This is a genomic window from Sphingobium abikonense NBRC 16140, assembly GCF_001598335.1.
Classification (GTDB): domain Bacteria; phylum Pseudomonadota; class Alphaproteobacteria; order Sphingomonadales; family Sphingomonadaceae; genus Sphingobium; species Sphingobium abikonense.
This window is the reverse complement of record NZ_BCYT01000017.1, coordinates 36,903-61,265: the sequence shown is the minus strand read 5'-3', so window position 1 is coordinate 61,265 and position 24,363 is coordinate 36,903. Positions and strand designations below refer to the sequence as shown.

The 24,363-nt window shown below is 64.2% G+C and carries 23 protein-coding genes; 13 read left to right on the top strand and 10 right to left on the bottom strand.

The window, feature by feature from the left end; genetic code table 11:
• The first annotated feature begins 88 nt into the window (after positions 1 to 88).
• The 5 genes from lepB to SAB01S_RS15045 are packed head-to-tail and all read left to right on the top strand — an operon-like array spanning position 89 to position 3,647.
• The gene (lepB, locus tag SAB01S_RS15065) at positions 89 to 913 is read left to right on the top strand and encodes a signal peptidase I (RefSeq protein WP_062733985.1); all 825 of its coding nucleotides are present in this window, start codon (positions 89 to 91) and stop codon (positions 911 to 913) included.
• Positions 910 to 1,593: a ribonuclease III gene (rnc, locus tag SAB01S_RS15060; RefSeq protein WP_062733984.1), complete on the top strand. Its 684-nt coding sequence runs from the start codon at positions 910 to 912 to the stop codon at positions 1,591 to 1,593. The genes lepB and rnc overlap by 4 nt, the downstream gene beginning before the upstream one ends.
• Before the next feature lie 59 nt (positions 1,594 to 1,652).
• A complete protein-coding gene (locus tag SAB01S_RS15055; RefSeq protein ID WP_062733982.1) occupies positions 1,653 to 1,940 on the top strand; it encodes a GIY-YIG nuclease family protein in 288 nt (95 codons plus the stop codon).
• Positions 1,941 to 1,976: 36 nt separating this feature from the next.
• Positions 1,977 to 2,885, top strand: coding sequence for a GTPase Era (gene era, locus SAB01S_RS15050; RefSeq protein WP_062733980.1), 909 nt, complete (start codon positions 1,977 to 1,979; stop codon positions 2,883 to 2,885).
• A 45-nt stretch (positions 2,886 to 2,930) separates the two neighbouring features.
• Positions 2,931 to 3,647 carry a GGDEF domain-containing protein gene (locus SAB01S_RS15045; protein ID WP_062733979.1) on the top strand — a complete coding sequence of 239 codons (717 nt, stop codon included), beginning with the start codon at positions 2,931 to 2,933 and terminating at the stop codon, positions 3,645 to 3,647.
• Between the two features lie 76 nt (positions 3,648 to 3,723).
• Here SAB01S_RS15045 and topA read toward each other — a convergent pair whose 3' ends face one another.
• The 3 genes from topA to plsY all read right to left on the bottom strand — a co-directional run bounded on the left by topA (position 3,724) and on the right by plsY (position 8,105).
• The gene (gene topA / locus SAB01S_RS15040) at positions 3,724 to 6,303 is read right to left on the bottom strand and encodes a type I DNA topoisomerase (RefSeq protein ID WP_062733978.1); all 2,580 of its coding nucleotides are present in this window, start codon (positions 6,301 to 6,303) and stop codon (positions 3,724 to 3,726) included.
• Between the two features lie 111 nt (positions 6,304 to 6,414).
• A complete protein-coding gene (gene dprA, locus SAB01S_RS15035; protein ID WP_062733976.1) occupies positions 6,415 to 7,497 on the bottom strand; it encodes a DNA-processing protein DprA in 1,083 nt (360 codons plus the stop codon).
• Positions 7,494 to 8,105, bottom strand: coding sequence for a glycerol-3-phosphate 1-O-acyltransferase PlsY (gene plsY / locus SAB01S_RS15030; protein WP_062734020.1), 612 nt, complete (start codon positions 8,103 to 8,105; stop codon positions 7,494 to 7,496). The genes dprA and plsY overlap by 4 nt, the downstream gene beginning before the upstream one ends.
• Positions 8,106 to 8,264: 159 nt before the next feature.
• Between plsY and SAB01S_RS15025 the strand changes: the two genes are divergently transcribed.
• The 3 genes from SAB01S_RS15025 to hemA all read left to right on the top strand — a co-directional run bounded on the left by SAB01S_RS15025 (position 8,265) and on the right by hemA (position 10,966).
• Entirely contained in the window at positions 8,265 to 8,705 is a 441-nt protein-coding gene (locus SAB01S_RS15025; protein WP_245646500.1) for a DUF4126 domain-containing protein, read from the top strand.
• 51 nt (positions 8,706 to 8,756) lie between these two features.
• Positions 8,757 to 9,560 (top strand): glutamate racemase, encoded by an 804-nt coding sequence (gene murI / locus SAB01S_RS15020; RefSeq protein ID WP_062733975.1) that lies wholly within the window; start codon positions 8,757 to 8,759, stop codon positions 9,558 to 9,560.
• Between the two features lie 179 nt (positions 9,561 to 9,739).
• Positions 9,740 to 10,966, top strand: coding sequence for a 5-aminolevulinate synthase (gene hemA, locus SAB01S_RS15015; RefSeq protein ID WP_062733973.1), 1,227 nt, complete (start codon positions 9,740 to 9,742; stop codon positions 10,964 to 10,966).
• Between the two features lie 7 nt (positions 10,967 to 10,973).
• Here hemA and SAB01S_RS15010 read toward each other — a convergent pair whose 3' ends face one another.
• The 3 genes from SAB01S_RS15010 to SAB01S_RS15000 form a co-directional block, all read right to left on the bottom strand.
• Positions 10,974 to 11,897, bottom strand: a complete 924-nt coding sequence (locus SAB01S_RS15010) for a glucokinase (protein WP_062733971.1) — start codon at positions 11,895 to 11,897, stop codon at positions 10,974 to 10,976.
• Positions 11,898 to 12,022: 125 nt separating this feature from the next.
• Entirely contained in the window at positions 12,023 to 12,667 is a 645-nt protein-coding gene (locus tag SAB01S_RS15005) for a class I SAM-dependent methyltransferase (RefSeq protein WP_062733969.1), read from the bottom strand.
• Positions 12,664 to 13,884, bottom strand: a complete 1,221-nt coding sequence (locus SAB01S_RS15000) for a BtaA family protein (RefSeq protein ID WP_062734017.1) — start codon at positions 13,882 to 13,884, stop codon at positions 12,664 to 12,666. Before SAB01S_RS15000 ends, SAB01S_RS15005 begins: the two co-directional genes overlap by 4 nt.
• 146 nt (positions 13,885 to 14,030) lie before the next feature.
• Here SAB01S_RS15000 and SAB01S_RS14995 point away from each other — a divergent pair, with 146 nt between their 5' ends.
• Together SAB01S_RS14995 and SAB01S_RS14990 are read left to right on the top strand one after the other, a co-directional pair.
• On the top strand, positions 14,031 to 15,023 hold the full coding sequence (locus SAB01S_RS14995) for a ligase-associated DNA damage response exonuclease (protein ID WP_062733968.1): 993 nt from the start codon (positions 14,031 to 14,033) through the stop codon (positions 15,021 to 15,023).
• Between the two features lie 103 nt (positions 15,024 to 15,126).
• Positions 15,127 to 16,710 carry a cisplatin damage response ATP-dependent DNA ligase gene (locus SAB01S_RS14990; protein ID WP_062733966.1) on the top strand — a complete coding sequence of 528 codons (1,584 nt, stop codon included), beginning with the start codon at positions 15,127 to 15,129 and terminating at the stop codon, positions 16,708 to 16,710.
• Positions 16,711 to 16,767: 57 nt separating this feature from the next.
• Here SAB01S_RS14990 and SAB01S_RS14985 read toward each other — a convergent pair whose 3' ends face one another.
• Positions 16,768 to 17,325: a fasciclin domain-containing protein gene (locus tag SAB01S_RS14985; RefSeq protein ID WP_062733965.1), complete on the bottom strand. Its 558-nt coding sequence runs from the start codon at positions 17,323 to 17,325 to the stop codon at positions 16,768 to 16,770.
• A gap of 195 nt (positions 17,326 to 17,520) precedes the next feature.
• On the opposite strand from SAB01S_RS14985, the gene SAB01S_RS14980 reads away from it, so the two are divergent.
• From SAB01S_RS14980 to SAB01S_RS14970, 3 genes are all read left to right on the top strand, one after another.
• Positions 17,521 to 18,726: a saccharopine dehydrogenase family protein gene (locus SAB01S_RS14980; protein WP_062734015.1), complete on the top strand. Its 1,206-nt coding sequence runs from the start codon at positions 17,521 to 17,523 to the stop codon at positions 18,724 to 18,726.
• 109 nt (positions 18,727 to 18,835) lie between these two features.
• Positions 18,836 to 20,008 (top strand): carboxynorspermidine decarboxylase, encoded by a 1,173-nt coding sequence (locus tag SAB01S_RS14975; protein ID WP_062733963.1) that lies wholly within the window; start codon positions 18,836 to 18,838, stop codon positions 20,006 to 20,008.
• A 151-nt stretch (positions 20,009 to 20,159) separates the two neighbouring features.
• On the top strand, positions 20,160 to 21,368 hold the full coding sequence (locus SAB01S_RS14970) for a type III PLP-dependent enzyme (RefSeq protein ID WP_062733961.1): 1,209 nt from the start codon (positions 20,160 to 20,162) through the stop codon (positions 21,366 to 21,368).
• A gap of 48 nt (positions 21,369 to 21,416) precedes the next feature.
• Here SAB01S_RS14970 and SAB01S_RS14965 read toward each other — a convergent pair whose 3' ends face one another.
• The 3 genes from SAB01S_RS14965 to SAB01S_RS14955 are packed head-to-tail and all read right to left on the bottom strand — an operon-like array spanning position 21,417 to position 24,363.
• Positions 21,417 to 22,634 (bottom strand): class I SAM-dependent RNA methyltransferase, encoded by a 1,218-nt coding sequence (locus SAB01S_RS14965; protein ID WP_062733959.1) that lies wholly within the window; start codon positions 22,632 to 22,634, stop codon positions 21,417 to 21,419.
• Complete coding sequence (locus tag SAB01S_RS14960) at positions 22,631 to 24,022, bottom strand: NAD(P)H-hydrate dehydratase (RefSeq protein WP_083951375.1); 1,392 nt, start codon at positions 24,020 to 24,022, stop codon at positions 22,631 to 22,633. Before SAB01S_RS14960 ends, SAB01S_RS14965 begins: the two co-directional genes overlap by 4 nt.
• Complete coding sequence (locus tag SAB01S_RS14955) at positions 24,019 to 24,363, bottom strand: hypothetical protein (RefSeq protein WP_245646499.1); 345 nt, start codon at positions 24,361 to 24,363, stop codon at positions 24,019 to 24,021. Before SAB01S_RS14955 ends, SAB01S_RS14960 begins: the two co-directional genes overlap by 4 nt.

The window sequence follows — 24,363 nt, the reverse complement described above, 5'->3', positions numbered from 1 at the left end:
ATCGGGTGTGCTTGACGCGGCCTTTGCGACGCCGCAAAAGCCGCCACGGCCCTTTTGCAGGCCAGAGCGAAGGAAAAGACCAGCATCCATGACCGCCAAATCCGAAACACGGGACTTCCTCTGGTTTCTTGTCAAGCTGGGCCTGTTCGTCTTCATCCTGCGCAGCTTCATCGTCTCGCCCTTCAACATCCCGTCGGAATCAATGCAGCCCCGCCTGCTGATCGGCGACTATCTCTTGGTCGCCAAATGGCCCTATGGTTATTCGCGCTATTCGCTGCCGTTCAGCGTGCCGCTGATTCCCGGCCGCATCTTCGCCTCGACGCCGGAACGCGGAGACGTCGCCGTGTTCAAGGCGCCACCGACGCAAAAAAATGACTATATCAAGCGGGTGATCGGCCTGCCCGGCGACATCGTCGCGGTGCGCGGCGGCACGGTGTATCTAAACGGTCAGGCCATTCCCAAGCAGAAGGTCGCCGACTTCGTCATCCCCGTCACCCCAAATATGATCGACGCCTCGGAAAAGGAAGGCAGCCCCTCGCCCTGCTATCGCCCGGAATTTGAGGAAGCCGCGCCGGGCGGCGGACGGCAATGCCGCTACCCGCAATATCGCGAAACGCTGCCCGGCGGCAAAAGCTATAATGTGCTCGACCTGGTGCCCGATGGCGCGGCCGATGATCGCGACGCGGTGCTGGTGCCCGAAGGCCATCTGTTCATGATGGGCGACAATCGCGACCGCAGCGCCGACAGCCGCTTCCCCGCGGTCGAAGGCGGCGGCATCGGCCTGGTCCCGGAAAAGAATCTGGTGGGCAAGGCGCTGGTTTCGGTATTCTCGACCGATGGCAGCGCCAACTGGTTGCTCCCCTGGACCTGGTTCACCGCCGCACGCTGGAGCCGTATCGGGGAAGGCTTTTGACCGCATCGCCGCCCAGACCTGATACTGACGGTTGGCTGACGGACCTTATCGGCCGCGCGCCGCGCAACCGGGCAACGTTCGAACAAGCGCTCACCCATGGCAGCGCCAAGCCGGTCAATTATGAGCGGCTGGAATTTCTGGGCGACCGCATATTGGGCCTGTTGATCGGCGAATGGGTGTTCGACCGCTTTGCCGATGAACCCGAAGGCAAGCTGTCGCGCCGCTATAACGCGCTGGTGTCCGGCGAAACCTGCGCCGACATCGCCCGCGCCGCCGGCGTCCCCAAACATCTGATCCTGGGCAAGCAGGCGCGCGACGATGGCGCTGCCGACAGCGACAATGTGCTGGGCGACGTGATGGAGGCGCTCATTGGCGCGCTCTATCTGGAAGGCGGGCTGGAAGAAGCGCGCACGCTCGTCCGGCGCCTCTGGGGCGACCGCGTCGACACCCAGACCAGCGCGCCGCGCCACCCCAAGTCCGCGCTCCAGGAATGGGCCGCCGCCAATCGGCGCAAGCCCCCCGAATATCAGATGACCGACCGCTCCGGCCCCCAACATGCCCTGCGCTTCACCGTCACCGTCGCGATCAAGGGCGCAGGCGAAGCCAGCGCGACCGGCGCGTCCAAGCAGGAAGCGGAAACGGCGGCAGCCAAGGCGCTGCTGGAGAAACTGGCGGGATAATCTTTCGTCGCGTTCGTCCTGAGCTTGTCGAAGGGCGTCACTTCTTCTTTAAGCCGCCCATGACATTTTGGACCTACATGCTTCACTGCGCCGATCGCAGCTTCTATGTGGGCCATACTGATAGCCTTGAAACGCGCATTTCACAACATGACCATGGGACATTACCGGGCTACACCCAAACGCGTCTGCCGGTAAAACTGGTCTGGTCCCAGGCCTTCGGCACGCGTATGGAGGCGCTTGAGGCCGAACGGCAGATCAAGGGCTGGAGCCGGGCGAAAAAACTGGCGCTTATCCGAAATGATTGGACCCTGATTTCAGCTTTGGCGCGATCGAACATGGAAAAGTAAGGCGCTTCGACAGGCTCAGCGCGAACGGAGTTATTTTTGGACGTACATATTTCAGACCAGCGCTGCGGCGTCGTCGCGATCGTCGGCGCGCCCAATGCGGGAAAATCCACGCTGGTCAATGCGCTGGTGGGGCAGAAGGTGGCGATCACCAGTCCCAAGGCGCAGACCACCCGCACCCGCGTCATGGGCGTCGCGATCGAAGGCGACGCGCAGGTCGTGCTGGTCGACACGCCCGGCATCTTCGCGCCGCGCCGGCGGCTCGACCGGGCGATGGTGCAGGCCGCTTGGGGCGGCGCGCAGGGCGCGGACCTCATCGCGCTTGTCGTCGATGGCAAGGCGGGCCTTGGCCCCAAGATGGAGCCGATCATAGAGGCGCTCGTCCATCGCCCGGAGCGCAAATGGCTGATCCTCAACAAGGTCGATATCGCCATCAAGGAAAAGCTGCTGGTCCATACCCAGAAGCTGTATGAACGGGTGGGGTTCGAGGAGACATTCTTCATCTCCGCCCAGACCGGCGACGGCCTGGCGCAGCTCAAGACCGCCTTTGCCGACGCCATGCCTCAGGGTCCATGGCATTTTCCCGAAGATCAGGTGTCGGACGCCACCGACCGGATGCTGGCCGCCGAAATCACCCGCGAGCAGCTGTATCACCAACTCCACGCGGAGCTCCCCTACGCCGCCGCCGTCGATACCGAACAATATAAGGAGCGTGAGGACGGATCGGTCGAAATCCACCAGCAGATCCTCGTCGCCCGCCCGACCCAGCGCGCCATCGTCCTTGGCAAGGGTGGCCAGCGGCTCAAGGAAATCGGCTCAAAAGCCCGTGCCGAACTGGCCACGCTGCTGGGCGTGAAGGTCCACCTCTACCTTCACGTGAAGGTGAAGGAAGACTGGGAAGACGACCGCTTCATCTACCGCGACATCGGTCTGGACTGGGTGGAATAACGTTACGGAGACGGAATTTTTACCAACATCGCATAGAAGCGGGCCATGCGTCCCTATTCGAAAGCGATCGTCGGGATTGTCTTTTCCGTCTCCACCTCGCAGGCGGCGATGTGGGTCATGTCGCGCTTCCCGGGCATGGAAATTCCCATACCCTATTGGATATTCGGTTTTTTTGCGCCGCTATTCATCTCGACCCCAGTATGTCTGCTGCTGGCGAGGCAGGTCGAGCAGAAGCGACAGCTGACCGAATCGCTCCAAAAGGCCATGGCCGAATTGCGACATCTCTCGGAAATCGACCAGATGACGGGTCTGTTCAACCGAGCCAGTTTTCTCCGCCGGCTTGAGCAAGCCCGCGCTGCTGCTCCCGGCGTATGCCTGCTGATCGACGTCGATCATTTCAAGACGATCAATGACCGATGGGGTCATGCCACCGGTGATCAGGCGCTAACCGCCATCGCCGGGAGCCTGCGCCGGTCGGTACGCGCCAACGATATTTGCGGGCGCATGGGCGGAGAGGAATTTGCAATTTATTTGCTTGGAATGACAGGGGACTCGGGCGCAGTTTTAGCAGACCGAATACGCCTGGCTGTGGAAACACTCAGCATCCGTAATGATGAGGGGCATGCTGTTCCCCTCACCGTCAGCATCGGCTGCGCGGCAGACGAAAATGCAGCAACGGCTGAAATCCTCCTGCGGCGCGCAGACCTCGCCATGTATGCCGCCAAGGCCGCGGGCCGCAACCAGATCCGCCTGGCTGCGTAAAATCCGGAAGGCCAAGCAATCCGACCTCCCCGATCATCACGCCAGCTTCATTGAAAGCAGCAGATAGGCATCGGGATTATTCAGCCGGCGCTTTTGGAGCAGCAGTCTTTTTCACCGATGCCTTCTTGGCGGCAGGTTTCTTGGACGCGCTGTCCCTCTTCGCTGCTGCCTTCTTGGGCGCGGCTTTCTTCTTGCCCTTCTTCGCCGGCGCGGATGCTGCCTTGGCGTCGATCAGTTGCGCGGCTTCCTCCAAAGTCAATGCTTCGGGCGTCACCGTCTTGGGCAAGGTCGCGTTGGTCGTGCCGTCGGTGACATAGGGACCATAGCGCCCTTCCATCACCTTGATCTCCGCTTCGGTGCGCGGATGCGCGCCCAGCACTTTCAACGGCTCGCGCGCAGCGCCCCGGCCGCCCCGCGTCGCCGCTTCGGCCAGCTTTACCACCGCGCTGTTCATGCCCACTTCGAAAATCTCAGCGGTGCTGGACAGGCGGCCATATTTGCCGTCGTGCAGCAAATAGGGACCAAAGCGGCCGATATTAGCAACGATAGGCTTGCCGGTTTCAGGATGCAGCCCCACCTCGCGCGGCAGGCTCAGCAGCTTGACCGCCCAATCCAGCGTCAATTCGCCATCGGGCAGATCCTTGGGTATGGACCCGCGCTTGGCCTCCTTCCCCTCGCCCATTTCGATATAAGGGCCAAAGCGTCCGGACTTGCGCATGATGTCCTGCCCGGTTTCGGGATGCTGGCCCAGCACTTCCGGCCCGGTGTCCTCGCCATCCTTGCCGCCGGGCTGGCCGAATTTGCGGGTATATTTGCAGTCGGGATAGTTGGAACAGGCGATGAACGCCCCGAACCGCCCACCGCGCAGCGCCAATTGCCCGTCGCCACACATGGGGCAGGCGCGCGGGTTGCTGCCGTCAGCCTTGGGCGGGAACAGCATCGGCTCCAGAAACTTGTCGAGTTCCGCCGTGATGTCGGAAGGCTTCTGCTCCATCACTTCGGCGGTCTTGGGCTTGAAATCGCGCCAGAAGGCTTCGAGCACCGCCTGCCACTGCGCCCGGCCGCCGGAGATATCATCCAACTCGTCCTCCAGCCCCGCGGTGAAGTCGTAGGAGACGTAGCGTTCGAAAAACCGCTCCAGAAAGGCCGTGACCAGCCGCCCGCTTTCCTCGGCAAAAAACCGGTTCTTTTCCACCCGAACATAGTCGCGGTCCTTGAGCACCTGCAAGGTCGAGGCATAAGTGGACGGGCGCCCGATCCCCAGTTCCTCCAGCCGCTTAACCAGCGATGCTTCGGAATAGCGCGGCGGGGGCTGGGTGAAATGCTGTTCGGCGCTCACCTTCTTCTTGGCGGGCGCATCGCCCTCGCTCAGGCGCGGCAGCAGTTTTGAATCATCATCCTCGCTGTCGTCCCGCCCTTCCTCATAAAGCGCCAGGAAACCCGGGAAAATCACCACCTGCCCGGTCGCGCGCAGCGTATGGCTGCCGCTGCCATCGACCATGTCGATCGTCGTGCGCTCCAACCGCGCGCTTGCCATCTGGCTCGCCAGCGCACGCTTGAAGATCAGGTCATAAAGCCGCGCATGGTCGCCCGACCCGGCCTTGTCACGACCAAACTCGGTCGGGCGGATCGCCTCATGCGCTTCCTGCGCATTCTTGGCCTTGGTCTGATATTGGCGCGGCTTTTCGGGCAGATAGCCGCCATCATATCGGTCCGCGATTGCCTTGCGCGCAGCGGAAATGGCGCTGCCATCCATCTGCACGCCGTCGGTCCGCATATAGGTGATCGCGCCATCCTCATAGAGTTGCTGCGCGATCCGCATCGTGTGGCTGGCCGAAAAGCCCAGCTTGCGCGCGGCTTCCTGTTGCAGGGTCGACGTGGTGAAGGGCGGCGGGGGATTGCGGGTGAGCGGCTTTGTCTCGACCTTCTCAACGGTGAAGCGCCCGGCCTCCACATCGGCCTTGGCGGCCATGGCGTCGCCTTCCTTGCCGATGGTCAGCCGGTCGATCTTCTCGCCCTTCCAGCGCACGAGCCGGGCGGTAAAGCCCTGCCCACCCTGCTCCATCTCGGCTGCGACCGACCAATATTCCTGGGGCGTAAAGCTCTCGATCTCGCGCTCGCGCTCGACCACCAGCCGCAGCGCCACCGACTGCACACGCCCGGCCGACTTGGCGCCCGGCAGCTTGCGCCACAGCACCGGCGACAAAGTGAAGCCCACAAGATAGTCGAGCGCCCGGCGCGCGCGATAGGCGTCGATCAGATCCTCGTCCAGCGCGCGCGGCTGCGCCATCGCCTCCGTCACCGCCGCCTTGGTGATGGCGTTGAACGTCACCCGGTCCACCTTCTGCGGCAACGCCTTCTTGGCGCGCAGCACCTCCTGCACATGCCAGCTGATCGCTTCTCCCTCGCGATCAGGGTCAGTCGCCAGGATCAATCGGTCGGCCTTCTTCGCCTCGTCGGCGATGGCTTTCAGCTGCTTGCCCTTGTCGCCATAATTTTCCCACGACATCGCAAAGCCGTTGTCGGGATCGACCGACCCATCCTTGGGTGGCAGGTCGCGGATATGGCCATAGCTGGCGAGGACATGGAAATCGCCGCCCAGATATTTCTCGATGGTCTTCGCCTTGGCCGGCGATTCGACGATGACAAGCTGCATGGATGCCCCGGTTAGAAATCTCTTACGTATACGCGCGAGTGTGGAAAGGGATGACGCCCCCCGTCAAGCGCCGCTGATGTAGGCACGGGCGCGACACAAGGCCAGCCTCTTTCAGCGCAGGCTCACCCGGCCGCCCGCATGGCGCTCCAGAGAACCGGCAAGCTCCAGTTCCAGCAGCACCGTCTGCACCACGGCGGGCGACAGGCCCGAGAGACGGATCAGCTCGTCCACCGGCACCGCAGACGGGCCCAGCAAACCGATAACCACCGCGCGTTCCTGCTCCGCCACATCGCTCGACACCGGTTCGCCGACGAAGTCGAAACTCTCCTGCCGCACCATGCGCGGATCGAAACCGCCAATCGCCTCCATCACATCCGCGCCAGTCTGGATCAGCGTCGCGCCCTCGCGGATCAGCAAATTGCACCCCTGCGCACGCGGATCGATGGGCGATCCCGGCACCGCCATCACCTCCCGCCCGGCTTCGCCCGCCAGCCGCGCGGTGATGAGCGACCCGGACTTGGGCGCGGCCTCCACCACGACGGTTCCCAGCGCCAGGCCCGCAATGATCCGGTTGCGGGCCGGGAAATGCCGGGCAAGAGGCTGAACGCCGGGCGGATGCTCGGTGACAAGCAGGCCGCGTTGCGCCACCTCCTCCTGCAATCCCGCATTTTCGGGTGGGAACACCATGTCGATGCCGCAGGCGATGACGCCGATCGTCCCGCTGTCGATCGACCCGCGATGCGCTTCGGTATCGATCCCGCGCGCCAGTCCCGATACGACCACGGCCTCCCGCTGCCCCAAGTCCTGCGCCAGGCTGCGCGCAAAGCGGCAAGCCGCCGCCGATGCATTGCGCGCGCCCACGATGGCGACACAGGGCCGCGCGGCCAGCGCCGCATCCCCGCGCACGATCAGCGCCGGCGGCGCGCCCTCCATCTGGTCGAGCAAGACGGGATAGTCGGCGTCTCCCATCAACAGATAGCGGCCGCCCAGCGCGCGCGTCGTCGCGATTTCGCGCTCCACAGCGCCCGCGTCCGCAACGCTCGCGCGGCCACCGCCTCGCTCCGCCAGCATGGGGATGGCGCGCAACGCCTCCCCCGCGCTGCCGAAGCGCGCGAGCAGTTGCCGATAGCTGACCGGCCCGATTCGCGGCGAGCGTATCAGTCGCAACCGCTCAAACCGCTCCCGCTCGGTCATTCAGGCGCAGCCGACTTGGATGCGCCGACCTTTGGCTCCTCGCCCTTCATCAGCCGCGCGATATTGGCGCGATGCCGCCACAGCAGGATCAGCGCCATGGCCAGGGCGACGGGCACCAGCTCCATCCGCCCGAACGCCCACATCGCAACCGGCGCACTGATCCCCGCCGCCATGCCGCCGACCGATGACCAGCGCGTGCCGAACAACAGACCGAGCCACACCAGCGCAAAAACGATGCCCGCAGGCCAGTAAAGCGCGGTCACGACCCCCATCATCGTCGCCACGCCCTTGCCCCCGGCAAAACGCAACCAGACCGGATAGCAATGGCCGATGAAAGCCATGGCGCCAGCCATCGGCCCGCCCCCGTCGACAATCGCCGCGCCGACCAGCACCGCCGCAACGCCCTTCAGCAAATCGAGCAGCAAGGTCGCGGCCGCCAGCCCCTTGCGACCGGTACGCAGAACATTGGTCGCGCCGATATTCCCCGACCCGATCTGCCGCAGGTCGCCCGCGCCGGTGATGCGCGTCAGCAGCAGGCCAAAGGGGATGGAGCCAAGCAGATAGCCAAGAATGAGGACAAGGGAGGGGAGCAGCCAATAAGGTGTCATGAACATCGCCGGTAGAAGGTGCCCGCGACCATAGCGTGACAGCCGCACGGAGCAATGGCGAAGCTGCGCCGCATCCTGATGAAGCCTCTCGTCACAAGCATCCTTTTGATCGTTCAGACGCTTATGCCAGTCCTGCCCGACATGATGGAGACTGCCCCTATGCTTCGATCCGCCCTCATCGGCCTTGTTGCCGGCCAGCGCTCGCTCACCCCGCTGGCCGTGCTGGCAGGCGCGGCGCGCGACGGGCTGCTGCCCAATGCGCCGCGTGCGACCGCGCTGCTTTCCAATCCGCTGATCGCATCGGGCGCGGTCGCGCTCGCGGGCTTGGAGATGGCGGGCGACAAGATGGAAAGCGCGCCCGACCGCACGGTCAAGCGCGGCCTGGCGGTACGTGTCATGACGTCGGCCTTTGCCGGCGCCGTCCTCGCCCCACGCGGCAAAGGCGCGCTGGGCGCCGCCACGGCCGTCACCGCCGCCATCGCCAGCGCCTATGCGGGCCTAGCCCTCCGCAAGAAGGCGATGCGCGCTTATGGCCAGGTCCCGACCGGCGCGATCGAGGACGCCGTGGTCCTGGCCGGCGGACTCGCCGTCACCCGCTGACATGGCGCGGGGGCGTTGACAGGTCAGCGCCGGCCCGCAACAGAAGCGGGCATGACGGTCGCCCCCGAAGCTCCCCTTCTCTTTTTCGATTCCGGCGTGGGCGGTCTTTCGATCCTTGCCCCCGTCCGGAACATACTGCCCACCGCACCCATCATCTATGCCGCCGACAGCGCAGGCTTTCCCTATGGCACCAAAAGCGAGGCGGAAATCGCCGCGCGCGTGCCCGCCTTGCTCGGCCGCCTGGTCGAGCGCTATCGCCCCCGCCTGGCCGTCATCGCCTGCAATACCGCCTCGACCATCGCGCTTGCGGCCGTTCGCGCGGCGCTCGACATACCGGTCGTTGGCACGGTCCCGGCGATCAAGCCCGCCGCGCTCCTGTCGAAAAGCCGCGTCTTCGGCGTGCTCGGCACCGACGCGACGGTGCGCCAGCCTTATGTCGACCGGCTCGCCGCCGAACATGGCGCCGACTGCACCGTCCTGCGCCATGGATCGGCTGCGCTGGTGCAACTGGCCGAAACCAAGCTGCGCGGCGAGCCGCTCGATCCGCAGGTCGCCCGCGCGGCGCTTGCGGGGCTTACGAGCCAGCCGGGTGGCGAGCGCATGGACATGGTGGTTTTGGCCTGCACCCATTTCCCGCTGGTGGAGGCAGAGCTTGCCGCCGCCGCGCCCCATCCCATGGGCTTCGTCCATGGCGGGGACGGCATCGCCCGCCGCATCGCCTTCCTGACCCAGGGGCAGAGCTGGCCGGCAGCGCCAACGCCCGGAACCGCCGTCTTCACCCGTCTTGACGATCAGCAGCAAAGGTTGCGCCCGGCTTTGGCCCGCTATGGCCTCGACCAGATCGATCAACTCTGACGGGGTAGGCCATTTGTCCAATGCCGCGCTCCCGATCAGTGTGATAGCTATTTCTCCCTAAGGCTGCGAATGGTTATCGCTGGTAATGGACGAACCACGCGGGTAAATGCGACCTCAAGGGCAGAGGAAGGGCGCGCCCAGAACGACAATATGCGCGCGAATGAACGGGAAGAAGCGTAGTGAATTACAAGCACATCTTTTCGCAGGCGATCGACCGGCTCCACAGCGAAGGCCGCTATCGCGTCTTCATCGACATCCTGCGAAACAAGGGCGCTTTCCCCAACGCGCGCTGCTTCCACGGTCATAATGGCCCGAAGCCAATCACCGTCTGGTGCTCCAACGACTATCTCGCCATGGGCCAGCATCCCAAGGTCGTCGCTGCCATGGAAGAAGCGCTGCACGACGTTGGCGCAGGTTCGGGCGGCACCCGCAACATTGGCGGCAACACGCATTATCATGTCGATCTGGAAGCCGAACTCGCCGACCTGCATAGCAAGGAAGGCGCGCTGCTCTTCACCTCGGGCTATGTCTCGAACGAAGCGACGCTCTCCACGCTCGCCAAGCTGCTGCCCGGCTGCATCATCTTTTCCGACGAACTCAACCACGCCTCGATGATCGCGGGTATCCGCAATTCGGGCTGCGAAAAGCGCGTGTTCCGCCACAATGACGTCGATCACCTGCGCGAGCTGCTGGCGGCCGAAGACCCCGACACCCCCAAGCTGATCGCGTTCGAAAGCGTCTATTCGATGGATGGGGACATCGCCCCCATCGCCGCGATCTGCGATCTGGCCGACGAATATAATGCGCTCACCTATCTCGACGAAGTCCATGCCGTGGGCATGTATGGCGCACGCGGCGGCGGCATTTCGGAACGTGATGACGTCGCCGACCGCGTCACCATCATCGAAGGCACGCTGGGCAAGGCGTTCGGCGTCATGGGCGGCTATATCGCGGCCGACCAGATGATCGTCGACGTGATCCGCAGCTATGCGCCCGGCTTCATCTTCACCACTTCGCTGTCGCCGGTGCTGGTTGCGGGCGTGTTGGCCAGCGTGCGGCACTTGAAAGCCTCCAGCGGAGAGCGCGAGGGGCAGCAGGCGTCGGCCGCTCTCCTCAAGCAACTGATGGGCGACGCTGGCCTGCCGGTCATGCCGTCCGTTACCCATATCGTCCCGCTGATGGTCGGCGACCCGGTAAAGGCCAAGCGAATCAGCGACATATTGCTCGCCGAATATGGCGCCTATGTGCAGCCCATCAATTATCCCACCGTCCCCCGCGGCACCGAACGGCTGCGCTTCACCCCCGGCCCCGCGCATACCGAAGAGATGATGCGCGACCTGGTGGCGGCGCTCGTGGAAATCTGGGACCGGCTGGACCTGGAACTGCTGGAGCGCCAGGCGGCCTGAGCGAAGGTCATCGACGGCTTGAGCGATTATACAGGATCGACAGTCCGTTGAGCGAGCCGTTGGTCAGGGCGAAATAGAGAGTCGGCACCTGTTGCAGGATCGGCTTGAGCTTTCCGCGCCCTTCGAATGCGATACGGAAAGTGTCACCCAACCCTGCCTGGACGATCCGCTCGAATAGCGACCCGGATAGATAGACGCCGTCAAAGGCTGCAAAGGTCAACGCCACCTCGGCAACATAGCGGCCCAGCACGACGGCGAAGCGATCGAGCAATTCCGCGCCTTCCAGCCGCCGATGCAGCATCTGGCCATCCATCATGTCAAACAGGATGCGTTCATAGGACGCATCGCCATGGCGCGCGATGCAGGCCTGGGCCATGCTCCAGTCATCCTCATCATGAATTGCAAAAGGCGTATGGCCGGCCTCGCTGGAAATGACCGTGGCGCGATCGCCCGTCCGATCGACGCAGGCAGCGCCAAGGCCACCCCGCCAGGCAGAGGCGATGGCATGCCTCCCTTCCCGCGCGGACGCTATGCCACTTCCTGATCCAAAGGCCACCCCGGCTGGGCGGTCGGCGGTCGCCCAGGCAATGGCCGCCACATCATTCACGATCATGGGCTCGCCCGCCGTCACTGCGCGAAGACCCGACAAAGTGATGAACCAGCGTCCATTGGTTGGCCGAAATGTGCTGCCGTTGATCGCGCCGGCGATCGACATGAACAATCGGCAATCGCGGAGCGCCAAGCCATGCTGCCGTGCAAAGCGCATCAAGGCGTCGGTAAATGTCGGACATTCCTTGGCATCGATCCGTTCGATCCCATGCACGTCCCCAGCCCGAGATGAGGGCAAGGCAAATTCGACGCCCGTTGATCCAACGGACGCCAGAATGGCCGGATTCCGCTCGTCCATGATCACGCCGACCGGCTGCCCCACGATATCCCCTCCTGATCGCCGGCCTGTTAGCCGATCGGGGCGAACCGTAACTGCAATCCACCGAAACACAAATGCAAAGGACTAAGGAAGGATTATCTACGACTATAAACTTTGTCGGGAGGCGTTCAGGCCCGACACAGGCCAGCGCGGATCGCATAGCCCCGGTACAGCACCCGGACATAGGATCGGCCTCGCGTCGCATCGGCAGCGTTCGCCAGGGCCGATGCCAGATCGCCCCGCGGCGCAACGTGGAAGCGCGCCAACCAGCCGAAAAGCGCCCGCTTCCAGACTGCGGGCAAGCGCTCCTGTTGCCCGAAATCGACGATCTCCAGCCTGCCGCCCGGCGCCACGCAATGCGCCGCTTGGGCCAATGCCGCTTCCCAGTCCGGGATCATGGAGAGCGCATAGCTGATGAACACCCGGTCGAAGGTCGCGCGCCCGAACAGCGCCTTTGCATCGAAACCGCAGGCGTCGCCTTGCGCCAGGATCACGCGCCTTGCCATGCCGGCCTTTGTCACGGCTGCGCGCGCCGTCTCCAGCATCGCTCCCGATATGTCTACGCCATGGAGCGCAGCGTTTGGCCACGCCTTTCCCGCCGCGATCAGATTGCGCCCGGTGCCGCAGCCAATCTCCAGCACCGCCCCGCCATCAGGCATGTCGAGATCAGCGATCAGCCCGTCCCGGCCCAGCAGATAATATTTGCGCGTCAGGTCATAAATGTGCCGCTGGTAGCGATAGACCCCGTCCATCAGCCCCCGATGGTCGCTCACGCATCGTCCTTCAGCACATAGAGGTGCACGCCGCCATAAATGGCCGACCGGTCGCGCGCGGTATAGTCGCGCGACGCGTCGGCGCGATATTTCCAGCGCCCCAGCACCGCCTCGCTCACCCGGCCCGGCAGGATGCTCGGCTCACCCGCGGTGCGGAACAGAACCCGCGCGCCCGGCTTCGCCGTTCGCGTAATCTGCGCCCAGAGCGCATTCAATTGCGCGTCGTCCATCCAGTCCTGCGCATCAAGCAGGATATAGCGGTCGCAGGACGCGGCCGGCTGGCTCGCGAGGAAGTCGGTGAAATTGACATGCCGCACGTCCACGCGCCCGGCCCGCTCCCGTATCGCCTCATGGTTTCCCGCCTGAAGATAGGGCGGCAATGGCCCCTCACCCCCTGCATAGCCGCGCCCGAAAGCCTGCACCGCAAAATAATTGTCTTTCAGATCAAAGTCACAGGCCAGTTTCTTCAGCCGCGCTTTCAACACCGCATCCATGCGCGCGTCCCCGGCCAGCGCCTCGAACTGCGCGGGCGGGATGCCGAGGCCGAACAGCGATGCCGGCTGGCTGGTCAGCCAGCGCACAAAGCCCCTGTCGAAGATCGGTGCCAATTCGCGCTCGAAAATCTCCAGTTGCTCCTCGCGCGACCGCGCATCCAGCATCCGCCTGGGGTTGACGCCATGCAAACGCGCCAGCAGGTGCGCCGCGCCGATGAAGCGACCCAGCAGGCCATGCTTGTATATCCCACGCGCGAACCCGCCGATGCGCCGCCGCCCGATCAGGTCGCGCCCCTCCCAATAGCGCCGCGTCGCCTCGTCCAGATGCGGCGCCACAAGGTCGCGATAGGCCGCGATATTGGCGCGATCGTCGGCCTGCGCGAAAAAGCGGTGGAAAGTCGCATGGTCGGGCAGAGTCCGCGCCGCCACCAGTTTCAGCCGGTTGAGCGCGATATGCGCGGTGTTCAAATCCACCGCCGTGATCTTTGCCGGATCCGCAGTCAGATAGGACAGCACGTTGCAACCGCCCGACGCGATCGTCACCACATGGCTGTCGGGCTGGATCGCCAGCGCCTCCATGTCGACCGCCGGGTCTTCCCATATCTGGGCATAGACCAGTCCGCGAAAGGCGAAGGTGAAGGCGCGCTCCAGCAGGCCCTGCTTCGACAAATGGCGATGCCGGTGCACCGCCTTGGTAATGGTCCGGTGGGCTGAAAAGGCCATGATCGCGACTCCCCGCTGCGCGTTCCTATCCGCGCGCGATAGGGCAATGGCGTGTCGGCGCGGTGACGCGCGCGTTACCGCGCGATGACTCGCCTTTTCCGCCTGGCCTTGCGGAACCGCCATGCCCCTTCCCATCTTCTTGCCCCATGGCGCATTGGATCGAACCGCACCCGACCGGCATTTATGTCCGCCCCGCCGATGCGTGGATCGACCCGTCCCTGCCGCAGGAGCGCGCCTTGGTGACGCACGGCCATGCCGATCATGCGCGCGGCGGGCACGGCCATGTCTGGGCGACGCGCGAAACGCTGGCGATCATGGGCCTGCGCTATGGCACGGCCAGCGGCACGGCGGTGGACTATGGCGAAGAGGTGCGGCTGGGCGGCGTGCGCATCCGCTATGTGCCCGCCGGCCATGTGCTGGGATCAGCGCAGATCCTGTTGGAACATGCCGGCGAACGCGTGGTCGTGACCGGCGACTATAAACGCCGACCCGACCCCACCTGCCTGCCATTCGAACCCGTCCCCTGCGACATTTTCGTCACCGAAGCGACGTTCGGCCTCCCAGTCTTTCGTCATCCCGACACCGGCAGCGAGATGGATCGCCTGCTCGCCGCGCTCCACGCCAATCCCGATCGTTGCGTCCTCGTCGGCGCCTATGCCCTGGGGAAGGCGCAGCGGGTCATCAGCGAATTGCGCGGCCGCGGCCATCATGACGCCATCTATATCCATGGCGCGCTGGAACGCATGTGCTCGCTTTATCAGGATTTTGGCGTAGACCTTGGCGAACTGCGCCCCGCCACCGGCGTCGCGGCCAAGGATATGCGCGGCCACATCATCCTCTCTCCCCCTTCCGCGCTCAACGATCGCTGGAGCCGCCGCCTGCCCGATCCGATCAACGCCATGGCCTCAGGCTGGATGCGCGTGCGCCAGCGTGCCCGGCAGAAGAATGTCGAGCTTCCTCTCGTCATTTCCGACCATGCCGACTGGGACGAGCTTACCGACACGATCCGCGAAGTCGCGCCAACCGAAACCTGGATCACCCATGGTCGAGAAGAGGCGCTGCTGCACTGGTGCATGACCCACCAGATCCGCGCTCGTGCCCTCGCGCTGGTCGGTCGCGAAGATGAGGATGAAGGGTGATGCAATTCCTCCCCCAACATCCGTTCGCTTCGAGCGACGTCGAGAAGCAGATGTCGCTTGGATATGATTGCTCGACCATGCTAGAAACGAATGGGGCTGGCTGATGCGCGCCTTTTCCCAGCTGCTCGACGGCCTCGTCTATACCCGGTCACGCAACGGGAAGCTCGGCCTGATCGCCGCCTATATGCGGGCCGCGCCCGATCCCGACCGTGGCTGGGCACTGGCCGCGCTCACTGGCAGCCTTGACCTCAAAGCAGTCAAATCCTCCGCCATCGGCGACATGATCCGTGCCCGCACCGATCCCATCCTCTACGAAATGAGCCGCGACTATGTCGGCGACCTTGCCGAAACCGTGGCCCTGCTCTGGCCCAAGCGCACCGATCAGCCGGCTGAACTGGATGATGGATCGCTCAGCCTCTCCGCCGTCATCGGTCGTCTCCAGAATGTGACCCGCGCCGCCGCCCCCGACACGCTGGCGCAGATGATGGATCATCTCGATTCCTCCGGTCGGTTCGCGCTGTTGAAGCTGGCGACCGGGGGACTGCGCGTCGGCATTTCCGCCCGTCTGGCCAAGACCGGCTTCGCCCAGGCCTTCGATCTCGACGTCGACGATGTCGAGCAGGTGTGGCACGCCCTCTCTCCGCCCTACGCCGCACTGTTCGATTGGGCGGAGGGACGCAGCGGTCGCCCGGACCCCGAAGGCACGCCCTATTTCCGGCCCTTCATGCTCGCCCACCCGCTGGAGGCCGAAAGCGTGGACCTCACCGACTATGCCGCCGAATGGAAATGGGACGGTATTCGCATCCAGATTGTCGGCACAGGCTCCGAAACCCGCCTCTACAGCCGCGCGGGCGACGACATCAGCGGCAGCTTCCCCGAAATCGCCGCTGCCTTCACGGGCCATGCCGTGCTGGATGGCGAATTGCTGGTGAAGGGCGAGTTTCAGGGTGGCGAGGCCGCCAGCTTCAACGCGCTCCAGCAGCGTCTGGGGCGCAAGGCCGTCACTACGAAGATGATGGAGGACTATCCTGCCTTCGTGCGCCTCTACGACCTGTTGATCGAGGGCGATCAGGATTTGCGCGCCCAGCCCTGGCATCAGCGCCGTGCCAGGCTGGAGGCTTTCGTGCCGACGCTCGACCCGAAGCGCTTCGACCTGTCGCAGGTGATCAAGGCCGACGATTTTGCCGCCCTCGCCGACATCCGCGCCGGGGCCCGCGATGCCGCGATTGAAGGCGTGATGCTGAAACGCCGCGACAGCCCCTATGTCGCCGGGCGCAAGGCCGCGCTCTGGTATAAATGGAAGCGCGACCCGCTGACCGCCGACTGCGTCATGATGTATGCGCAGCGCGGCCACGGGAAACGCTCATCCTTCTATTCGGATTACACCTTCGGATGCTGGACGCCCGACGGCGAATTGCTCCCCGTGGGCAAGGCCTATAGTGGCTTCACCGACGAGGAACTGAAATGGCTCGACCGCTTCGTCCGCCAGAATACGGTCAACCGCTTCGGCCCGGTGCGGGAAGTGGAAAAGACGCTGGTACTGGAGGTTGCGTTCGATTCCATCCACGATAGCAAGCGCCACAAATCCGGCCTCGCCATGCGTTTCCCCCGCATTGCCCGCATCCGCAAGGACAAGCCCGCGCATGAGGCGGATACGGTCGAGGGATTGAAAAAACTGGTCGTATGAAAAAGCGGCCGGCCCGCGTGCAGTCGGGCCAGCCGCTTCCTCACATCATCGACAGGATCAGGGCATCAAGACCGTATCGATGACATGAATGACGCCGTTCGACTGGTTGACGTCCGCAATGGTGACCATCGCCTTACCGCCCTTGGCGTCCTGCAAATATACCGAGTCGCCGTTCACCCACGCGGTCAGAGGCTCGCCTTCGACCGTGGTCAGCATCGCCTTGCCGCCATTGGCCTTCGCCTGCGCGATGAGGTCGGCCGCATTCAGTTTACCGGGCACCACATGATAGGTCAGGATCTTGGTGAGATCGGCCTTGTTCTCCGGCTTCAGCAAGGTGTCGACCGTGCCCGCAGGCAGCTTGGCAAAGGCGGCATTGGTCGGCGCAAATACGGTGAAGGGACCAGGACCCTTCAGCGTATCGACCAGGCCTGCGGCCTTCACCGCGGCGACCAGCGTCGTGTGGTCCTTGGAATTGACCGCATTGTCGATGATATCTTTGCTCGGCGACATCGCCGCGCCCCCGACCATGGGGTCGGTCGCGGCCTGGGCAATAGCCCCGCCACTGACGGAAAGCAGCGCGCCGGCCAGCGCAATCGTTAGGGTGGACACTTTCATTTCGTCATCCTTCCTCTGTCACTCCCCGCCTTCGGGGGATGCGCCCATTACGCGCCAGCCGGCGGGAAGATGCGCGACTGCCCGAAAGGACAGGCCGTCAGATGCGTTCACACGCATCTGACTTTGCGCTGTCATGGCCGCACCCTATATGGGCGCTTTCGCGCGAGCACGCGCAGCAGGCATATGGAGACACAATTGAGCAAGGTTCTGGTCATTGGCGCGGGCGGCGTCGGCTCTGTCGCGGTTCACAAGATGGCGATGAACCCTGACATTTTCAGCCATATCACCCTCGCCAGCCGTCGCCTGATTTCGTGCGAGAAGGTCGCCGAATCGGTGAAGGCCCGCACCGGCGTCACCATAGACGTGGCGCAGGTCGATGCGGACAATGTGGACGAAACCATCGCGCTCATTGAAAAGGTGCAGCCCAAACTGGTCGTGAACCTGGCCCTGCCCTATCAAGACTTGGCGATCATGGACGCGTGCCTCGCGACGAAGACCGACTATCTCGACACCGCCAATTACGAACCGCGCGACACCGCCAAGTTCGAATATAGCTGGCAATGGGCCTATCAGGACCGGTTCAAGGAAGCGGGTATCATGGCGCTGCTGGGCTCCGGCTTCGACCCCGGCGTCACCAGCGTCTTTGCCAGCTACATCAAGAAGCATCTGCTCGATCGGATCGACACGCTCGACATTCTCGATTGCAACGGCGGCGACCATGGCCAGCATTTCGCCACCAACTTCAACCCGGAAATCAACATCCGCGAAGTGACCGCGCCCTCGCGCCATTGGAACAATGGCGAATGGGTGGAAGGCCCGGCCTTGAGCTACAAACAGGTCTTCGACTTCGATCAGGTCGGTGAAAAGAACATGTACCTCATGTATCATGAGGAACTGGAAAGCCTCGCCACCCACTATCCCGAGATCAAGCGCATCCGCTTCTGGATGACCTTTGGCGACGCTTACCTCAAGCACTTGGAAGTGCTCCAGAATGTCGGCATGACCCGGATCGATCCGGTAATGTATAACGGGCAGGAAATCATCCCGCTCCAGTTCCTCAAAGCCGTGCTGCCCGAACCGTCGAGCCTGGGTTCGACCACCAAGGGCAAGACCAACATCGGCGACATCGCGACCGGCCAGAAGGATGGACAGGAAAAGACGGTCTATGTCTATAATGTCTGCGACCATGAGGACGCCTATGCCGAAACCGGCAACCAGGCGGTCAGCTACACCACCGGTGTTCCCGCAATGATCGGTGCTGCCATGATGCTGACCGGCGCGTGGCGCGGCGAAGGCGTGTTCAACATCGAACAGTTCGATCCCGACCCCTTCATGGACATGCTGAACAAGCACGGCCTGCCCTGGCAGGTGAAGGAACTGGACGCGCCGCTGGCCTTCTAACGCCCCCCACAAGGGATCGTCATCCCAGCGAAGGCTGGGATCGCATGCGGCGTCGCCGTGCCCTCTCGCCTGAGTCCCCAGCCTTCGCTGGGGTGACGGAGCTTTTGTTATGGAAACCCGCGCCGGCGATCCCGCCGCCTTTGCCCGCTTTGACCTCTATCGCGTCCCCTCGCCCGCCTTCGTGGTGGACGAGGCCGCGATACGCCGCAACCTGTCGGTCCTGCGCGACATCGGCGACCGCGCCGGCATCAGGGTGCTGGGCGCGCTCAAGGCCTTCTCCATGTGGTCGCTCGGCCCCGTCATCGGCGAATATCTCGATGGCGTCTGCGCCTCCGGCATCTATGAAGCGCGCCTTGGTCGTGAAGAATATAGGGGTGAAGTCGCCACCTATTGCGCTGCCTACAAACCCGACGATCTCGCGGAAATCCTGCGCATTTCCGATCATGTCATCTTTAACAGCCCCGGCCAGATCGCGCGCATGAAGCCGATCATCGACGCGGCGCGCAAGGACGGTGTGAACTTCGACATCGGCCTGCGGCTCAACCCGCTCCATGCCGAAGGCGAAGTGCCCAAATATGACCCGTCGCAGCCGCACAGCCGCCTCGGCTTTCCGGTCGATCAGCTGCGGCCGGAGCATCTCGACGGCGTGGATGGCCTCCACATCCACAATCTGTGCGAACAGGATTTCCTGCCGCTCCAGCGCACTTGGGCGGCGATCGAATCGCGCGTCATGCCGCACGTTGCGGGCCTCAAATGGTTGAACGTCGGCGGTGGCCATCATGTCACCCGCGCCGATTATCAGATCGACGACCTCATCGCCTTTCTTCAGTCCATCAGGGAGAAAACCGGGCTGGAACTCTATATCGAGCCTGGCGAGGCGATGGCTCTGGACGCCGGCATCCTCGTCGGCGAAATACTGGATGTCATCCATAATGGCATGCCTGTTGCTATCACCGATATCAGCGCCACCTGCCACATGCCCGACGTGATCGAGGCGCCCTACCGCCCCGCCATGCTGCATGAGGCCGAGGATGGCCCCGTGACACGGCTGGGTGGCCCCTCCTGCCTGGCGGGCGATATTATCGGCGACTATCGAGTCCCCGGCGGCGCGGAACCGGGCGCGCGCATCGCCTTCCTGGATCAGGCGCATTATTCGATGGTGAAGACCAACACCTTCAACGGCGTGCCGCTGCCATCCATCTGGCTGTGGAACAGCGACACGGAGGAACTCAAGGAAATCCGGTCCTTTTCCTATGCCGATTTCAAGGCTCGTCTCTCCTGAGGCACGACTGACGGCGGGGCTCGCAACAAAATTTCCACCCACGCTTTACAGGGGGGACCCCGCCGCATATATCGGCCGTCCGCTGCCCCATGGGACTTCCACCGCAAGGCAGCTTTTTTACTGCCAACGACTACACTGGAGGTCCCTTGAATTGCACAAGCATCCTAGCGCGCTGGGGGTAGCGACCACCCTCAAACCGGCAGCACCGGTAACGCTGATTCGCCCCGAAGCCGCTGCTCGGGCCGCCCGCTTCTTTGCCGAGAAGTTTCCGGGTCGCTCGCTCTATGCGGTGAAGGCCAATCCGTCTCCCGAACTGATCCGCACCTTGTTTGTATCGGGCATCACGCATTTCGACGTGGCCTCGATCGCCGAAGTGCGTCTGGTTGCCGAAGCGCTCGCCGGACAGGATGGCGCGAAGCTGTGCTTCATGCATCCCGTCAAGGCAGAGGAAGCCGTTGCCGAGGCCTATCACGTCCATGGCGTGCGCACCTTCTCGCTCGACACGATCGACGAGTTGGACAAGATCATGCGCGCGACCGGCAACGCCACCGATCTGGAATTGTGCGTGCGTCTGCGCGTGTCATCGGAACATGCCGAACTCAGCCTGGCGTCCAAATTCGGCGCGGAACTGGGCGAAACCCGTGAATTGCTGATGGCCACCCGCCAGGCCGCCGATGCGCTCGGCATCTGCTTCCATGTCGGCAGCCAAGCCATGAGCCCGCAGGCTTATAGCGACGCCATCGAACGCGTGCGCGCCGCAATCGTCGATGCGGCCGTCACCGTCGACATCATCGACGTCGGCGGCGGCTTTCCCTCGGTGTATCCCGGCATGGAGCCGGTGTCGCTGGAACGCTATTTCGATGCGATCCATCGCGGTTTCGAAAGCCTGCCGATCAGCTATTCGGCGGAATTGTGGTGCGAACCCGGCCGCGCGCTATCGGCCGAATATAGCTCGGTCGTCGTGCGCGTCGAACGGCGCCGGGGCACTGAGCTGTATATCAACGACGGCGCCTATGGCGCGCTGTTCGATGCCGCGCATATCGGCTGGCGTTTCCCGGTCGAACTGCTGCGTGAAGAAGCGAGCCTCGAATCGCTCGAAGGCTTCTCCTTTTACGGTCCGACCTGCGACGACATGGACCATATGGTCGGTCCCTTCATGCTGCCGTCTGACGTCAAGGCCGGCGATTATATCGAAATCGGGATGCTCGGCGCCTATGGCGCGGCCATGCGCACCGGCTTCAACGGCTTCACGTCGGAATCGACGATCGAGGTGGAGGATGAGCCGATGGCGAGCCTTTACACGGAGCATCCGCTGCCCCGCCGCCGCGCCAATGTGGTGAAGTTGGGGTCCTCGCTCTAAGCAGCTAGTCAAAAGGCCCCCGCTGCCGATCGGTAGCGGGGGCCTTTCTCATTTGCGGAAAATGCCAACCAGTTCGACATGGGTGGACCAGCGAAACTGGCCGACGGGCTTGACGCTTTCCAGCTGATATCCCGCCGCCGTCAGATGCGCGGCATCACGGGCAAAGCTGGCGGGATTGCACGATATATAGGCGATCGTCGGCACGTCCGCCTGCGCCAGTTGCAACACCTGTTCCCGCGCGCCCGCGCGCGGGGGGTCGAGAACGACGGCGGCGAAGCGGTTCAGTTCCTGGGGCGTCAGGGGCCGCCGAAACAGGTCGCGATGATCAGCGGCCAGTCGCCGCTGCGCCCGCCCGCTCGCCATCTTGAGCTGGAGAATTACGTCGCGCGCCGCCTCCGCCGCATAGACGGGCCTGCCTTCTCCCAAAGCCAGCGCAAAAGTGCCCAGCCCGCAGAATAGGTCCGCGATCGCCCCCGTCGGCGGCAGCGACGCGCGCACCGCGCCGACCAGAGCAGCCTCCCCATCCGGCGTGGCCTGGAGAAAGGAAAAGGGCGGAAAACCGACCGGCACGCCACCGAAGCTGATCGTGGCTGCATCAGGCTCCCACCGCGTCTGTGGCCCGTCGCCTTCGTCAATCGTCAGCCGCGCCAGACCGTGCGTCCGCGCAAAATCCCCCAGCCCCTCATCCGCCGCCAATCCCTCGACCCGCACACCTTCCAGCAGCAAGTCGACGCCCTGATCGATCACCGACATTTTCACATGGGCTGCTCGCTTGTCCGGCAGGGTCAGCGCCAGCAGGGATCGCAGCGGCTCTATCAAGGCAAACAGCGTCGGGTCGAGCACCGCGCACATCCGAAGGTCGATGAGTCGATGGCTGCCTTCCTCGGCAAAGCCGATCGTCACGCGCTTGCCCGTACGCGCCGCCCGCAGCGATGCGCGCCGCCGAGCCATCGGGGGCGACAGATGTGGCGGCAGCACCGTGGCCGCCGTCACGCCCTGGCCCGCCAAGGCGCCGACCACGCGCGCGGTTACGAAATCGGCATAGCTCTGATCGTCCAGATGCTGAAGCTGGCATCCCCCGCAGGCAGGGAAGTGAACGCAGGGCGGCTCGGCATGATGGACGCCGAAGACGACGGTTCCATCGGCCATCACCCGGTCGCCCGGCGCGGCCAGCGGCACATGCCGGCCATCGCCGGTGACGCCATCGCCACGTGCGGCAATGCGGATGATGCTGTCGGCTTCGCTGTCTGTCTTGCTATCGGTCACAATCGCGCGGCGATAGCGGCTGGCAGCGCGCCAAGCAAATCATCCGCGACAAAGGCCGGGCGACATCGCCGCGCCGCCTCGGCATGCAGCCATACCGCCTCGCAGGCAGCGCGAAATGGATCGCGCGTCACCGCCAGCCGTCCCGCCGCCAGCCCCGCCAGCACATCACCGGTCCCGGCCGTCGACAGCCAGCTCGATGCACGCCCCTCCACTGCCACGCGCCCGTCCGGTGCGGCCACGACGCTATCTGCGCCCTTATAAACGATGACCGCCCCCGATGCTTTTGCCGCCGCGCGTGCGCGGTCGATCTTGCTGCCTGGAAGTTTCCCGAACATTCGACCGAACTCGCCTTCATGCGGCGTGAGGATGGCTCCGGAGGGTATGGACAGCGTGTCGTCCTTGCCGAGCAATGTCAGAGCGTCCGCATCCAGTACCAAAGGATGTCCGCTGTCCAGCGCCGCGCCCAGGCGCGCTCGCGCATCTGCATCAAGGCCGAGACCAGGGCCCACCAACAGCGCGGCGATCCGCTGGTCGTCCAGTTCGCCAGCCACAGCGTCTACGTGCATCACTTTCCGATGGATGATCGCATGAGCGCCGCCACTTGGCATGTCCGCCGCCAAACGCCGCACCGCCCCCGCGCCAGATCGCGCCGCCGCCTCGCTCGCCAGCAGGCTCGCGCCGGCCATGCCGCCGCCGACAACGGCCACCAGGCCCCGGCTATATTTATGCGCGTCGACTGCGGGCATGGTCAGATGTGGCGCGGATAGCCGCCGCACATCGCTGGTGAGCGGAATATCGAGCGGTGCCAGGATCAGTCGCCCGCACAGTTCCGCCGCTGGTTGGAGCAGATGCGCCGGCTTCCACGCCCCCAGGGCGATGGTGACGCCGAAGCTGGGCACGGTCGACAGCAACGCGTCTCCGTCACTTTCCACACCGCTGGGCAGGTCAACCGCGTAAGACGCCGCTGCGCTGTTCACTAATGCGCACAGCCTGTCCGCCATCGCTTCGCCCAGCCCCCGGCTTAGGCCCGTGCCGAACAGCGCGTCCACAATCTGCGTGGCCGGCGCTGCGGTCATCATGTCCTCGACCGGCCCGTCCCAATTCGCCCGCGCCTGCTTGGCCGGGTCGGTCCGGCTTTCGCCCAACGCCGCCACGCGGACAGGAACGCCGCGTTCGCGCATCACCCGCGCAATGACAAAGCCGTCTCCGCCATTATTGCCCGGCCCGCATAGTATCAGCAGGTCCCGGCGATGGCCCGCCCGCCAGATGATGTCCGCAGCCGTCCGCCCCGCCCTTTCCATCAACGCATAGGGTTCCACCCCCGCGTCGGAGGCCGCCTGTTCGGCCGCGCGCATTTGCGCCGCCGTCAGGATGGCGTCCTCGCTCACCGGGCCTGTCCGGCAACCTTTGCCGGCAGGCGGTAGCGATCATCGCCGATACTGGCTTCGATCATCCGCCCACCTATGATGCGTAGCTGCACCTTTTCCGCGCCGTCAGCCTCTTCCAATCCGCGTCCGTCCGACAGGACCCGGAAACGACGAAACCCGCCATCGGGGTGACGGATCGTCAGCAGGTCACCGTCGCGCTCCAGCGTGCAATCAGGCGACCAATCCTGCGCGCCGCCGATGCTGCACATGGGCGTGTCATCGCCCTGCGCCATGGCGGCGTCCTGCTCCGCCTGGGTCCGCTCTCCACTTTCGCAGGCCGAAAGCAGGGCGATCAGAATCAT

Excerpts from the sequence above, each read along its gene's own strand:
- lepB (WP_062733985.1), top strand. The coding sequence starts at position 89 with ATGACCGCCAAATCCGAAACACGGGACTTCCTCTGGTTTCTTGTCAAG.
- SAB01S_RS15055 (WP_062733982.1), top strand. The coding sequence starts at position 1,653 with ATGACATTTTGGACCTACATGCTTCACTGCGCCGATCGCAGCTTCTAT.
- SAB01S_RS15045 (WP_062733979.1), top strand. The coding sequence starts at position 2,931 with ATGCGTCCCTATTCGAAAGCGATCGTCGGGATTGTCTTTTCCGTCTCC.
- topA (WP_062733978.1), bottom strand. The coding sequence starts at position 6,303 with ATGCAGCTTGTCATCGTCGAATCGCCGGCCAAGGCGAAGACCATCGAG.
- dprA (WP_062733976.1), bottom strand. The coding sequence starts at position 7,497 with ATGACCGAGCGGGAGCGGTTTGAGCGGTTGCGACTGATACGCTCGCCG.
- plsY (WP_062734020.1), bottom strand. The coding sequence starts at position 8,105 with ATGACACCTTATTGGCTGCTCCCCTCCCTTGTCCTCATTCTTGGCTAT.
- SAB01S_RS15025 (WP_245646500.1), top strand. The coding sequence starts at position 8,265 with ATGCTTCGATCCGCCCTCATCGGCCTTGTTGCCGGCCAGCGCTCGCTC.
- murI (WP_062733975.1), top strand. The coding sequence starts at position 8,757 with ATGACGGTCGCCCCCGAAGCTCCCCTTCTCTTTTTCGATTCCGGCGTG.
- SAB01S_RS15000 (WP_062734017.1), bottom strand. The coding sequence starts at position 13,884 with ATGGCCTTTTCAGCCCACCGGACCATTACCAAGGCGGTGCACCGGCAT.
- SAB01S_RS14995 (WP_062733968.1), top strand. The coding sequence starts at position 14,031 with ATGGCGCATTGGATCGAACCGCACCCGACCGGCATTTATGTCCGCCCC.
- SAB01S_RS14990 (WP_062733966.1), top strand. The coding sequence starts at position 15,127 with ATGCGCGCCTTTTCCCAGCTGCTCGACGGCCTCGTCTATACCCGGTCA.
- SAB01S_RS14985 (WP_062733965.1), bottom strand. The coding sequence starts at position 17,325 with ATGAAAGTGTCCACCCTAACGATTGCGCTGGCCGGCGCGCTGCTTTCC.
- SAB01S_RS14975 (WP_062733963.1), top strand. The coding sequence starts at position 18,836 with ATGGAAACCCGCGCCGGCGATCCCGCCGCCTTTGCCCGCTTTGACCTC.
- SAB01S_RS14955 (WP_245646499.1), bottom strand. The coding sequence starts at position 24,363 with ATGATTCTGATCGCCCTGCTTTCGGCCTGCGAAAGTGGAGAGCGGACC.